At 29.3% G+C, this 13488-nt stretch carries 13 protein-coding genes and 2 tRNA genes; 3 read left to right on the forward strand and 12 right to left on the reverse strand.

Annotation, left to right across the window (positions count from 1 at the left end; all coding sequences use genetic code 11):
- Positions 1–491: 491 nt before the first annotated feature.
- Together RSD37_RS15975 and RSD37_RS15980 are read right to left on the reverse strand one after the other, a co-directional pair.
- A complete protein-coding gene (locus RSD37_RS15975) occupies positions 492–1430 on the reverse strand; it encodes a GNAT family N-acetyltransferase (protein WP_346947730.1) in 939 nt (312 codons plus the stop codon).
- On the reverse strand, positions 1423–2604 hold the full coding sequence (locus RSD37_RS15980; RefSeq protein ID WP_346947731.1) for an MFS transporter: 1182 nt from the start codon (positions 2602–2604) through the stop codon (positions 1423–1425). Before RSD37_RS15980 ends, RSD37_RS15975 begins: the two co-directional genes overlap by 8 nt.
- A 313-nt stretch (positions 2605–2917) precedes the next feature.
- Here RSD37_RS15980 and RSD37_RS15985 point away from each other — a divergent pair, with 313 nt between their 5' ends.
- Positions 2918–4108, forward strand: coding sequence for an SAM-dependent methyltransferase (locus tag RSD37_RS15985; RefSeq protein WP_346947732.1), 1191 nt, complete (start codon positions 2918–2920; stop codon positions 4106–4108).
- Positions 4109–4285: 177 nt separating this feature from the next.
- On the opposite strand, the gene RSD37_RS15990 is transcribed toward RSD37_RS15985, so the two are convergent.
- The 6 genes from RSD37_RS15990 to RSD37_RS16015 form a co-directional block, all read right to left on the reverse strand.
- Complete coding sequence (locus tag RSD37_RS15990) at positions 4286–5026, reverse strand: tRNA threonylcarbamoyladenosine dehydratase (protein ID WP_346947733.1); 741 nt, start codon at positions 5024–5026, stop codon at positions 4286–4288.
- 320 nt (positions 5027–5346) lie between these two features.
- Positions 5347–6591, reverse strand: a complete 1245-nt coding sequence (locus RSD37_RS15995) for a DUF1015 family protein (RefSeq protein ID WP_346947734.1) — start codon at positions 6589–6591, stop codon at positions 5347–5349.
- Positions 6592–6615: 24 nt separating this feature from the next.
- Positions 6616–7527: a D-2-hydroxyacid dehydrogenase gene (locus tag RSD37_RS16000; protein WP_346947735.1), complete on the reverse strand. Its 912-nt coding sequence runs from the start codon at positions 7525–7527 to the stop codon at positions 6616–6618.
- A gap of 145 nt (positions 7528–7672) precedes the next feature.
- On the reverse strand, positions 7673–8749 hold the full coding sequence (locus tag RSD37_RS16005; RefSeq protein WP_346947736.1) for an alanine--glyoxylate aminotransferase family protein: 1077 nt from the start codon (positions 8747–8749) through the stop codon (positions 7673–7675).
- A gap of 142 nt (positions 8750–8891) precedes the next feature.
- Positions 8892–9077, reverse strand: coding sequence for a hypothetical protein (locus RSD37_RS16010; protein WP_346947737.1), 186 nt, complete (start codon positions 9075–9077; stop codon positions 8892–8894).
- A gap of 75 nt (positions 9078–9152) precedes the next feature.
- Complete coding sequence (locus RSD37_RS16015) at positions 9153–9329, reverse strand: hypothetical protein (protein ID WP_346947738.1); 177 nt, start codon at positions 9327–9329, stop codon at positions 9153–9155.
- Positions 9330–9676: 347 nt separating this feature from the next.
- Here RSD37_RS16015 and RSD37_RS16020 point away from each other — a divergent pair, with 347 nt between their 5' ends.
- Both RSD37_RS16020 and RSD37_RS16025 read left to right on the forward strand, forming a co-directional pair.
- On the forward strand, positions 9677–10822 hold the full coding sequence (locus tag RSD37_RS16020; RefSeq protein WP_346947742.1) for a DUF1576 domain-containing protein: 1146 nt from the start codon (positions 9677–9679) through the stop codon (positions 10820–10822).
- A gap of 2 nt (positions 10823–10824) precedes the next feature.
- Positions 10825–11166, forward strand: a complete 342-nt coding sequence (locus RSD37_RS16025) for a hypothetical protein (RefSeq protein WP_346947739.1) — start codon at positions 10825–10827, stop codon at positions 11164–11166.
- A gap of 91 nt (positions 11167–11257) precedes the next feature.
- Here RSD37_RS16025 and RSD37_RS16030 read toward each other — a convergent pair whose 3' ends face one another.
- The 4 genes from RSD37_RS16030 to RSD37_RS16045 form a co-directional block, all read right to left on the reverse strand.
- Positions 11258–12016 (reverse strand): acyl-CoA dehydratase activase, encoded by a 759-nt coding sequence (locus tag RSD37_RS16030; protein ID WP_346947740.1) that lies wholly within the window; start codon positions 12014–12016, stop codon positions 11258–11260.
- Between the two features lie 380 nt (positions 12017–12396).
- Positions 12397–13089, reverse strand: a complete 693-nt coding sequence (gene sfsA / locus RSD37_RS16035) for a DNA/RNA nuclease SfsA (protein ID WP_346947741.1) — start codon at positions 13087–13089, stop codon at positions 12397–12399.
- A gap of 243 nt (positions 13090–13332) precedes the next feature.
- Positions 13333–13408: transfer RNA gene (locus RSD37_RS16040), tRNA-His, on the reverse strand.
- Positions 13409–13414: 6 nt separating this feature from the next.
- Positions 13415–13488: transfer RNA gene (locus RSD37_RS16045), tRNA-Gly, on the reverse strand.

The raw sequence follows: 13488 nt of genomic DNA on the forward strand, positions 1-13488 counted from the left end.
GTTTCCTCTTAATTCCTGTTGTTTCTTTGCCGCATCTCTCAGCGACAAGACTTATCTTACCATGGTTTTCTAAGTCTACATTATAGTTGTTTCCTTATTAAATAGATAATATACACTCTTTACTATAATTTTCATCAATATACTACAAATTCCTTACATTGATACACTAGGGCAAGTATATTTATTCATAGGAATTATTAATAAATTATATATTTCTAAATATAGCTTATTTCATTAAGTATTACTATTAGTTAACTTTATTTAATAAGCTAACTTTAAGTTCTTTTTCTCTTACTATACATCCCTTTATCCTATATAACTAAAATCTCATATGTATATAGTGTTTATTAAAAATTATCCAAATAAAAATACACCATCCTAATTGATGATGTACTAAAATAAATTGTATTCTACTTTAATTAACTATTATAGCTTATATGTATACTCTACATTTAAACTTTTTATTTGCTAGTAATTTTTATTTATGTAAATTAATTATTATTTTTATAGAATATAATGTGGTCTCTCCACTTTCCATTTATATATAGATACTCTTTACATACACCTAGTTCTGAAAACTCGCATGCTTTTAATACATTTTGAGACTTTTCATTCTCTACTAATGTTGTAGCTTCTATTCTATGTAAACCTAAATCTTCATATGCATACTTTAATACTAGGTTTACGGCTTCCTTCATATATCCATTGCCTTGACACTTTTGATCTATAGAGTATCCAATAAACCCACTTTTGAAAACACCTTGTACTATATTGTATAGTCTAATTCTACCTATCAGCTTATCATCTTTGTATATTCCGAAGTGAGCCCCAGCTTCTTTGATAAACTCTTTATAGTTCTCTATAATTGATTGCTTTTGTACCTCTACACTATAAAAGCTTTCATCTCTATGAGGCTCAAAATTTGATAAAAATTTTCTGTTCCTTATATAGTATGCTCTTAAATCTTCTGCATCTTCTGATGTAAGAACCTTTATATGTACTTTTTCACCTTCAACTATTAGTTCCTTCTTATAAAAGTTACTGTAATACTCTTCTTCTATTATTCCAAATAGTAAATTCCCCTCATGCTTTGAGTTTGTAATTACACTATCAGATATATATCCCTCTAATTGAAACCCCAAATTAGTAAATGGAGTTAAACTTGTTTTTTCATCACATATTATATTTACCTTATGAAGACCTTTGTTTTTTATTAAATTATGTAATATTACTTTTAATGCATCTTGTAGAACTATATTTGCTTCACGCCCACTTTTATAGAACTTAAGCTTTATAATAACAATTTTATTTTCTTCATCTAAGTCTAAAATAACAAATCTTCCAACTATAATTCCCATTGAGTCTCTTATTATATATTTATTAACCTCATCACTAACATTACTGATAGTTACTACTCTTTCATTACTCAACTTCATTGCCTCCTCTTTGGAACACTTTATATTTACCTTTATAAATTATACTTACAAATATTATAGACATAACTAAACTAATTGGGATTAAATAAAATGTCTTTGTTGTACCAATAACATCATTAAATCTACCCATTATAAAATTCATTATCATACTTATGGTACTTGCAAGTGTCATAATTACCCCTGTAACATATGAACTATTCGATTTAAATACCTTCACTATAGTTACTACAATTGTAGGATATACTATAGCAAAGAATAATCCTGTAATACATATTAAAACAAGAGCACCATTTCCAATAATAAGCGCAATTAACAATAATATAACCGCTATACTTAAAGATACTAAAACTGCTTTTAAATATCCAACCTTTTCTGCAATGAATCCACCTACTAATCTTCCAATAGTAAGTAAGAAAAAGAATGTTGATAAAAACATAGCGCCCTTACTACTTGTAAAGTGATAACTTTCTATAAGAAAATTAACTATCCAATTTGACATACCCATTTCTGCAAATACATAAGTCCCTAAAGCTATTGCGTATAAGTACACATATTTTTCTTTAAATACTAATGAAGCATTAAACTTTTCTGTATCTTGTGCTTTGCTTAATGTAGGTATATTTATAGTAAAAAATAGAATTAATACTATGATAAATAATATAGATATACCTAAAAATATACTTCTCCAACTTATACCCTTATCTAAGAATGTTCCAATAGCAAACTGACCTATTGATGATCCAAACCCATAAGAGCAATGAGCTATATTCATCATTATAGCTTGAAGTGTAATAAATAAAACTGGAATTAAAGTATTTACTCCAATCATTACAAAAGCAATACCCATATTCAGTAAAAACATTCCTAGTAATAGCATTCCATAAAACTTAGATGCTGCTACAATTAAAACTGATATAATAATACTTATAAGTCCTATGCAAATTACATTTCTTTGTCCAATTTTCTCACAAAGAAGTCCACCTATATAAGTAAACAATATGTATCCCAAAGAGCATACTGATAACATCATACCCATGCTTGTATTATTTACATTAAAGGTTTCCTTAAATACAGGAATAAATATACCCTTAGTGTTATCAACTACAGCAATTGCGGCCATAATAATAAATACAACTATGATTATTGCAATATTTTGATTTTTATTCACTTATCTCACTCCTTTTCCAAAGATATTATAACATAATTACTAAAACTTTCATCTAATTATGCTCTTTATTTTATATTGTGTATTCATATAAATTGACTTAAATTTATGATTCATATCAACTTTTACTTTTAGTAAATATCATATTTTGTTATACTAAACATTATGAAATAAACTGTATACAAATCAGCCAATACTTATAATATACCTTTTATATTAGGTAATTGCCGATGTTTTGTATAGCGAATTAACTATCACTAAAAATATTAATATTATACAGTTTATAAGTAATAATACTATAAAAGAAGGTGCTAACATGAATAAATCTAGTATAAATAAACTAAATCTATTTTTCATGGGATTACAAAATAGATTTAAAGAAAACATAACAATCTTTAAACATATAAATGTTGAATTCATATCTGGACTTAAAAATTTCAAGGGTACTGCTGAAATTGATGATAAGGATCTAACCTATAATTTTAATGGTGTTACAAAAAAACTATCTATTGAAAGCTTCTTTCAGCTTATCTTAGAAGAATGTGCAAACTATGAAGGATTATCCCTTACTTTTAGTGAACGAGGAGAAGTACTCCTTATCACAGCTGACAACAAAAATGTAACTATGAAGACCATTGATATAAGTTCAGATTCTTCTAATTTAGATAATAAAACTAAAAAAGAACCTTTAAATAACATCAATACTTCTACCCTATTAAACAGAGATTATTATATAAAAATAGGTGAGGCTGATAACCTTTTAAAAGAAATTAGTATCATGAGCAAAGATGGTAAGATTAAGAACGATAAAATAAGAAAGTATAATCAAATTGATCACTATGTAGAACTTCTAGAAGGAATGTTAGATGAACTACCTAAAAATCAGGTTGTAAACATTCTAGATTGTGGATGTGGAAAATCTTATTTATCCTTTGTTTTAAACTACTATTTAACAGAGGTTAAAAAACGAAAATGCCACTTTATCGGTCTTGACTATTCAGAGTCAGTTATAGAGACCTGTAAGACTATGTCTAAAAATCTAGGTTATAGAAATATGGAATTTCATGCTGTAGATATAAATGACTATACTCCAACTAAAACCATAAACATAGTAATCTCATTACATGCTTGTGACACTGCTACAGACATGGCATTAGCTCTTGGAATAAAAGTAGAATCTGATGTTATAATCGCTGTGCCTTGTTGCCATAGAGAACTATTAAATCAATATTCTTATTCCCCATTTAAAAGTGTATTAGATCATGGAGTATTTAAAGCTAGAATGGCGGATATTCTAACGGATGGAATGAGAAGCTTAATGCTTAAGGCAAAAGGATATAATGTTTCTGTAGTTGAATATATATCACCGCTTGAAACACCTAAAAACTTAATGATTAGAGCTGTAAAGGAAAAAGATGAGGATTTAGACGCTATGAATGAATATATGACCATGATGAGTAGTTTAAATGTTTATCCAGCTCTTTATGACCTTTTAAATCAGTGGTAAAATTACTACATAAATTAGTTAAATAATAATGAAATCCCTCAGCAAGTGTAATCATACTGAGGGATTTCATTATTACTTTATATTATATCTTAATCTTAATAGCATACTTACATTACCATTATTAAATTTTTCATAAATATAACCTAAATTATCTTATATACTCAACTTAACGTTTACCTATTTTATTAAATCTCTTACTACCTCACCACCAATTATCATTCCAGCTACTGGTGGTACAAATGCTATGCTTCCTGGAGTCTGTCTTTTTCTAGCTGCTTTTGTAGATTCTACAACCTTTGAAAGCTCTTCTGCAATCTCTGTATAAGGCTTCATTGGTAGTTCATCAGAAAATACCACTTTACACTCTTTTATGCCTCTTTTTCTTAGTTCATGTCTCATAACCTTTGCAAGTGGACATCCTGAAGTCTTATATACATCTGTTACCTTAAATCTTGATGGATCTAATTTGTTTCCCGTTCCCATAGAGCTTATAATATTTATATTATTTTTCTTACAATACTCTATTAATTCAAGCTTTGAAGTTACTGTATCAATAGCATCTACAACATAATCTATACTTTCATCTATTATCTCTTCCACATTACTAGCATCTATAAAAGTCTCATGTATAATAACCTTACACTCAGGGTTTATATCTAATATTCTACTCTTCATTGTCTCTACCTTACTTTGACCTAATGTCTTAGTTGTAGCATGTATTTGTCTATTTATATTAGTTAAGCATATATCATCATTATCCACTAAAACTAAGCTCCCTACTCCACTTCTAACTAGAGCTTCTACCGTAAAACTTCCTACTCCCCCTATCCCAAATACGATTACCTTACTTTTTTGTAACTTATTTAAATTTTCTGTTCCTATTAACAATTCTGTTCTTGAAAAAATATGATTAGCCATACTTATCCTCCTAAGTTTAATTTTTTATAAGCGAGACTAGAGTTCTATACATTAATTTGAATTAGAGTATATTAATACTTTACTCTTGAATATATCAATTTTATATTCTTTACTCATATAATTCAACTATATATTAATTTATATTGAACTTAAAAATTATGATTCTATTACAATGATTAGTTATAATAAAAAAGCTAAATTTCACAAGAACTTTTAAAGTCCTCATAAAATTTAGCTTAACATAGTAAAATTATAAACCCTTGCTTACTACTGTATAAGTATTAAACTAGATATTTAAACTTTATGTTTAACTTATTTAATTAGCTAAGTTCGTGAACAAATATTCCACTTCTAAGCTTAGGCTCAAACCAAGTTGATTTAGGAGGCATAACCTCACCTGCATCCGCGATATTCATAAGCTCTACTATACTTGTTGGATTCATAGAGAATGCAATTTTCATTCCTTCTGCTACTCTTTTTTCAAGCTCCCCAAGTCCTCTGATTCCACCAACAAAATCTATTCTATCGCTAGTTCTTGGATCTTCTATAGCAAGTAGTGGTCTTAAAAGATTTTCTTGAAGAATAGAAACATCAAGGCTTTTAACTGGATCTTTTGGATCATAAGTTCCATCTATAGCAGTTAACTTATACCACTTGTTATCTAAATACATTCCGAAGTTTCCTTTTCCTTCTGGTCTGTATTGTCCTTCACCTTTAAACTCTTCTACTGTAAATTTCTCAGCTACTTTGTTTAAGAAATCTTCGCTAGAATGTCCATTTAAATCTTTAACTACTCTGTTATAATCCATTACATATAAGTCATCTGCTGGAAAAACAACTGATAGGAAGAAGTTGAATTCTTCTTCTCCAGTGTAACTAGGATTAGCTTCTCTTCTCATGTTACCAACCTTTACAGCTGAAGCTGCTCTATGGTGACCATCAGCTATATAAAGATACTCAACACCTTTAAATAATTCTTCTAATCTCTTTGTAGTGTTACAGTCATCTATAACCCAAACAATGTGAGATATACCATCTTCTGAAACGAAGTTATACTCAGGATTTTTAGTAGTCCATGCAGCAACTATTTCATCAATTTCTCCAACATTTTTGTAAGTTAAGAATATTGGACCTGTGTTAGCATTGCAGTGATCAACATGGTTAATTCTATCTTGCTCTTTTTCAGCTCTTGTATGCTCATGTTTTTTGATTATATTGTTCATATAATCGTCAATAGAAGTACATCCAACTATACCAGTTTGAACTCTTCCATCCATGATTTGTCTATATATATACATGCTAGGAGCATTTTCTTGTATATAAGTTCCATTAGCTCTCATATTATCTAAAGTTTTTCTAGCCGTATTATAAACTAATTCGTCATATTGATTTGTATCTACTGGTAAATCAATTTGAGCTTTATCAACATGTAAAAATGAGTAAGGATTGCCCTTAACCATATCTCTAGCTTCTTCTGTGTTCATAACATCATAAGGAAGAGCTGCTACTTTTTCAACTAATTCTATTGTTGGTCTTATCCCTTTAAAAGGTCTTACAACTGCCATAATATTTCCTCCTAAGTATTTATATTATTTAAAGAAATCAAATATAGTTTGAACTATTTCTTCACCAATTCTAGTTTGAGCCTCTGCTGTAGCTGCTCCTATATGTGGTGTAACTGATACTCTTGGATGGCTAATTAATGCTTCATTCTTAGTTGGTTCAACTTCGAATACATCAACACCAGCTCCTCTTAATTTTCCGCTGTTTAAAGCTTCAAGTAATGAAGCTTCATTAACAACTCCACCTCTAGCACAGTTAATTAGGATAGCTCCATCTTTCATCATATCCAGTTGAGCCTTATCAATTGTAGCTCCTTGTTCTTTAATAAATGGTATATGAAGTGATACATAATCAGCTTGAGGTAATAATTCTTCTAATGTACAGAATTCATATTTATCAAATCCCTCTGCTTTTCCCATTATATCAGTGTATATAATTTTCATACCTAAAGCTTCAGCTTTCTGAGCAAGGCATCTAGAAATTCTTCCAAACCCTACTAGTCCTAAAGTTTTTCCACTAATTTCAGTTCCTTCATACTTCTTCTTTTCCCATTTTCCTTCTCTCATAGTAACATTGGCAGTATTAACAAATCTAGCTACTGCAAACATATGCGCTAAAGCAAGCTCTGCAACAGATGCACTACTAGAATTTGGGGTGTTTGCAACTCTTATTCCTTTTTCTGTAGCGTAGGAAACGTCTATGTTGTCTACCCCTACTCCACCACGGATTATAAGTTTTAATCTTCCAGTTTCGCAAGCTTTATCTATTATCGGTTGTCTAACTTTTGTTGCACTTCTCACCACTACAACATCAAAGTTTTGTAAAGCTACACCTAATTCTTCTGGCTCATAAAACTTTTCTATAACTTCATATCCACTATCTCTTAAAACCTTTACACCGCTTTGTTCCATTCCATCGGTAACTAGTACTCTTATCATGACAATCCTCCCATAAGTTAAATTTTTCTTGAATTATATAAAAAGAACTCCTTTTTATATACATTTAAGTGAGTAATTTATACTAATTTAAAGCATCACTTAAAGTTAATTAAGAAGGGTTATACCCTTCTTAATTTATATTTTCTTATTCAAGTCCTAATATTTCATTAATATTTTTTAATAACTCTTCTAATTCAGCTGGAGTAGTCTCAGCCATATGAGCTATTCTGAAAGTTTTGTCCTTTAATTTTCCATATCCATTAGAAATTTGATATCCTCTTTCGCCTAGCGCTTTATTTAAGGCTGCAACATCGATGTTTCTAGTATTTTTTATGTTAGTTAAAGTATTAGACATGTACTTTTCATCAGGTAATATTTCAAAGTATTTTCTAGCCCATGCTCTAACAACTTCAGCACCTGCTATATGTCTTGCAAATCTATTTTCAATACCTTCTTTGTTTATTATCTTATCTAGTTGATACTCTAAAGCAAACATGTGAGATAATGAAGGTGTTGATGGATATTGGTAATCTTTCTTTTGGATGTATTCATATAATCCTAAAAGATCTAAATATATTCCTCTAAATGGAACTTGTTTAGCTCTCTCTATAGCTTTTTTAGAGAATGTACAAGCAGCCATTCCTGCTGGAAGACCTAATGCCTTTTGAGTTGAAGTTATACATATATCTACTCCCCACTCATCAACTTTAAGTTCTGTTCCTGCTGCTGAACTTACAGTATCTAAGCAAAATACAACATCAGGATATTTTTTAACAACTTTTGCAATTTCATCTAGTGGGTTCATAACACCAGTTGAAGTTTCATTATGAGTTATTGTTATTAAATCATACTTACCTGTTGCTAAAACTTCATCAACTTGCTCTGGAGTAGTTGGCTCTCCCCATTGAACTTCATATAAATCTGCTGGCACATTATTAGCAACTGCCATTTCATACCATCTCTTACCAAAAGCACCTACAGCAAAAACTGCAGCTCTTTTAGCAGTACATGAACGTATAGAACCTTCCATAAGACCACTACCTGAAGTAGTTGAAAGTAATATTTCTTCTTTTGTATTAAATACAACTCTCATATATTCACTAATTTGTCTTTGAATTCTTGATGCTTCTTTCCCTCTGTGTCCTATCATTGGTGTAGCCATTTTTTCTAAAACATCTGGTGCTACATCTACTGGTCCTGGTATAAATAATCTCTTATGCATAATTCATCCTCCTAAAATAAAGTAAGCTTTTACATTTCCATTAATTAGCTTCTAAATCACTTACATTCTAACATCTTTACATAATTTTCTCAACCTTAATAAGTTAAATATTTGAAAACTATATTATAATTAAATACAACTGTTAATCTACTCTAATGTTATCAACTATATCGTAAAACACATTCTTTATGCATTTACCTCTTACAAAATTCTCACAATTATTACAGCTCTGTTCTAACTGCATGAGTAACTTATCTTGATAATATGACCTTTCATTATAAAATGAGCAATTTTGAGCAACTCTACTTTTAATCTCATTAGATATCATCTATTAACACTCCTAATTTCATTATAATAATATATCTTTTCAACTTTGCTCTTTTTTTATACTCCTAAACTACTTTTAATAATCAAAACAATCTAAAATTGATTCAGTCTCTCTACAATATCTAACTATTAAACATTGTCCTAAATTTCTTGGACATTTTTTACACATACAATTAACAACCTTACCATCACACTTTTCCTGTTTAAAATCTGGACATTTTTCACAATTATATACAACTACATCCATAACCATTTATTATTTCCTCTTTCTATTTGTTATTTTTTAACTTATTTTAAATTATTGTCTTCTTTTGTTTACTTCAATTTACATTTATTTGCTAACCAAATTACTAAATTTGTATTATAATTAGATTATGATACAAATACTATAGTTATATGACTTTAAGCTTGTTATAATATAGACGTAAAGCCTTATATATATTAAAACTATACACCTTTCTAAGTAACGTGTAAATAATAACGAGGGAGCTGATTATTATAAAAGACTTTACCACAAAAATTTCACTACCATATAGATTATTTTTATATTTTAGTTTAATATTAATATTTATATCATTTTTATTTAATTCCCCAATAGAAATATTACATGGGTTAAAAGTCATAGTACTAAATCCAGATATCTTAATAACAGATTATATGGAACTAGGAGGAGTAGGTGCCACATTCATTAATTGTGCACTTTTAATTATAATCTATGTAACTATGCTTCTTTTCTTAAAAGTAAAGCCATCTGGAACTATAATTGCTGGTATATTTACAGTAAGTGGTTTTTCCCTTTTTGGTAAAAATATATTAAATATATGGCCTATAATATTTGGTATTTGGTTATATTCAAAATTTCAAAAAGAAAATTTTTCTAATTATATAGTTACTGCACTATTTGGAACAACTTTATCCCCAGCTTTAATTCAGCTCGTAGGTCATAATGCAATTCCTGTATATATGTCAATATTACTTGGTATATTAGTCAGCATAACTATTGGATTTCTACTTCCACCTCTGGCATCCGCTTGTATGAGACTTCATCAAGGTTATAATCTATATAATGTAGGACTTGCTGCTGGACTTTTAGGTACAATATTAATGTCTGTATTACGAGCTTTAGGAATTGACTTTCAAAGTACAGTTATATGGTCTACAGGAAATAATATTCCTTTTATGATCATATTCTCAATAATTTTTATAGCAATGATAATTCTTGGGTTCCACTATAATGGTAATAGTTTTAAGAATATCAAAGAGGTTATGAAACACTCTGGTAAACTTATTACAGATTTTTATCTTATTTTTGGTGATGGAGTTACTCTAATTAATATGGGTATTCTAGGATTATTTTCAATGTTTCTTGTTATACTAGTAAATGGTGACTTAAACGGACCTACTTTAGGTGGTATACTAACAATTGTGGGTTTCGGAGCTTTCGGTAAACATTTGCGAAACATAATTCCAATAATGCTTGGTATATTATTATGTTCATTCTTTAACATTTGGGAAATAAATTCTCCAAACGTTATACTAAGTCTTTTATTTGGAACTACCCTTGCTCCAATTGCAGGTTCATTTGGATTTTTATGGGGTGTTGTTGCAGGAATCTTGCATTCTTGTTTAGTTATGAATACTACATATTTACACGGTGGAATGATTTTATATAACAATGGTTTTTCCGGTGGACTTGTATGTATGTTTCTACTCCCACTAATTACTGCATTTAGAAAGGAAATTTAATTATGAAACACTTACGTCAAAGAAATATAAAAATACTCAGTGAACTTACAGGTTACCTAGTTAGGATTGGATGTAGTGATATACATATAGATTTTAACACCAAAGATGATGTTACCTATATTAGCTTCTGTTCCACAAATCCTTATCTTAGCGAAAAAACCATTAACGAATTAACTTCTTTATTAAATATGCCTAGAAGACAAGATATTGAAGAGTATTATTGGGAGCTTAATGGGGATAATGACTTTAATTCTGAATTAAGCTTAATTGGAATGATGACGGATTCCGTTGACATAAACTACAGTGATAATATATTGACAATAAGTCTAACAAGATTAAAATAAAACATACTACAAATATAAAAAACATAGTATCATGAATCATTTGATTTCATTACTATGTTTTTTGATTATATATCATACTGATCTAGTCTAATTATTTAATTTTTTTAGCTAAGATTGCTGCACCTATAGCTCCAGCAAATCGAGCATTACCTTTAGTTTTTACCTGTGAACCTAGTTTTTTTGATAAGCTATTTACAATATATTCACAGTTACAAAGTCCACCTGTCAAGAAATAATCTTGTGAATTTGAATGCTTTCCACAGATTGTTGCTACCTTACTAACAATTGAATCAACAATTGCAAAAGCTATATCCTCTTTATTTCTTCCACTACCAATTAAACTTATAACCTCTGACTCTGCAAATACTGTACACATAGAACTTATACTTGCATCCTTACCATTCACCGCAAGTTCACATAATTCCTTAACATCTAACCCTAATGTATTTGCCATTATTTCCATAAATCTACCTGTTCCCGCAGAGCATTTATCGTTCATAGTAAAGTTTGTTATTAGTCCTCCCTCTACTGTTATAACCTTAGTATCTTGTCCTCCTATATCAATTACTGTACAATCTTCGTTATAAATAAAAGATGCACCCTTACCGTGACAAGTTATCTCTGTTATAGCCTTATCAGCATATGGTACAGATACCCTACCATACCCAGTAGCTACTACCTTTCTATTATCTTGATTAATCCCTTTTTCGTATAACATATTTTCTATAGCTCTGGAAGTTTCTAAACTACTCCATCCTGTTGGCATTATAAATGTATCCTTGAACTTATCCTCATCGAATATAGCAACCTTAGCTGCTGTTGATCCTATATCTATGCCTATGTAAAACATACTTTTCCCCCCTATGTATAAAAATTATTTACTTATATAAATATATCTTAGCTGTAATTATTTATTAATTCATCTCTATAGTTTAATATGAATTTTCCTTACTATACTCTTCTATATCTTAATCTAATAATTTACAAAAGAAAAGCCCAACACATAAGTTGAGCTGTGAAAGGGAAAAATATTATGTTTTAGAGATTTGTTTAAATATCTGATTACCTTAATATCATAACATAATATTTTATCTTATAGTTTTTTGTTTTTAAATAGTACTTAACAATTCTATTATATACATAAATAGATAATTCATTTATTAAACCCTACTTAACCTTCTATTTTAATCTCTTATATTAGTTTCTTATCTAATTTTACTATATATATTTTTATAACAAAACTTCTATAGCATTAGTTAATTCTATAAAATTTTCACCTACGCTACATTCATAAGCATATATATCTACTCCATTTACTTTTGCAAATCTTAATGTATCTGCAAACTCTTTATCCATTTTCTCATTAGGTCTAAATGTACTTATATTATCCATTTGAATTAAAAATATAACTCCAGCACCTCTACCTGTATTCTTTACTTCTATCAATTCTAAGAGATGTTTTCTTCCTCTTTCTGTAGGTGCATCTGGAAATCTACTATGACCGTCTTCTTCTAATGTTACACCTTTAACTTCTAAATAATATTCTTCTCCGCTATCATTAATTAACTTAAAATCAAATCTGCTATTTCCAAAAGTTTTTTCTCTATATATCTGCGTGTAATTTTCTAATCCATCTATTTTTTTATTTAATAAAGCTTCCTCTACAATTTTATTAGGAGCTTGAGAATCTATATTTATTAATTTATCACCCTTATATCCAGCAATTAAACTAAATCTTGTTTTTCTATTTTTACCATCTTCTTCCCTTATTATAACCTTGCATTCTGGAATTAAAATTTCTCTACATCTACCAGTGTTAGGTACATGTACAAGTTCTTCTTTACCGTCTACGATTACATATCCCTGAAATCTATTTGGCCTTCTTACAAATTTAACCACCCTAGTATCCTTATCAAAAATCATAATTATACCTCCACATACCATTAATCAAAAACTCTTAAGATATTAATTATCTTATACATAAAATTTTTAATTATTATCCACATCTTATTTAATATCCTCATAATTAATCCACTTATATTTATAATTTGTTATTAACTTTCCTCAATTTATTCACAAATGTTAATAACTTTTACTTAATTATACCACTGTCCATAATAATTTTAGATATAAAAAAACCGTTGATACACAACGGTTTTTCTTTAATGGGGTGGATGATGGGATTCGAACCCACGACAACCAGAACCACAATCTGGCGCTCTACCAGCTGAACTACAACCACCATATTTGGAGCGGGTAGAGGGAATCGAACCCTCATAACTAGCTTGGAAGGCTAGCACTCTACCACTGAGTTATACCCGC

Origin of the sequence: Clostridium sp., assembly GCF_036646415.1 — a bacterium.
Lineage (GTDB): Bacteria > Bacillota > Clostridia > Clostridiales > Clostridiaceae > Clostridium_J.

Coding starts and splice junctions, on each gene's coding strand:
- RSD37_RS15985 (WP_346947732.1), top strand. CDS start 2,918: ATGAATAAATCTAGTATAAATAAACTAAATCTATTTTTCATGGGATTA.
- RSD37_RS15990 (WP_346947733.1), bottom strand. CDS start 5,026: ATGGCTAATCATATTTTTTCAAGAACAGAATTGTTAATAGGAACAGAA.
- RSD37_RS15995 (WP_346947734.1), bottom strand. CDS start 6,591: ATGGCAGTTGTAAGACCTTTTAAAGGGATAAGACCAACAATAGAATTA.
- RSD37_RS16000 (WP_346947735.1), bottom strand. CDS start 7,527: ATGATAAGAGTACTAGTTACCGATGGAATGGAACAAAGCGGTGTAAAG.
- RSD37_RS16005 (WP_346947736.1), bottom strand. CDS start 8,749: ATGCATAAGAGATTATTTATACCAGGACCAGTAGATGTAGCACCAGAT.
- RSD37_RS16010 (WP_346947737.1), bottom strand. CDS start 9,077: ATGATATCTAATGAGATTAAAAGTAGAGTTGCTCAAAATTGCTCATTT.
- RSD37_RS16015 (WP_346947738.1), bottom strand. CDS start 9,329: ATGGTTATGGATGTAGTTGTATATAATTGTGAAAAATGTCCAGATTTT.
- RSD37_RS16025 (WP_346947739.1), top strand. CDS start 10,825: ATGAAACACTTACGTCAAAGAAATATAAAAATACTCAGTGAACTTACA.
- RSD37_RS16030 (WP_346947740.1), bottom strand. CDS start 12,016: ATGTTTTACATAGGCATAGATATAGGATCAACAGCAGCTAAGGTTGCT.
- sfsA (WP_346947741.1), bottom strand. CDS start 13,089: ATGATTTTTGATAAGGATACTAGGGTGGTTAAATTTGTAAGAAGGCCA.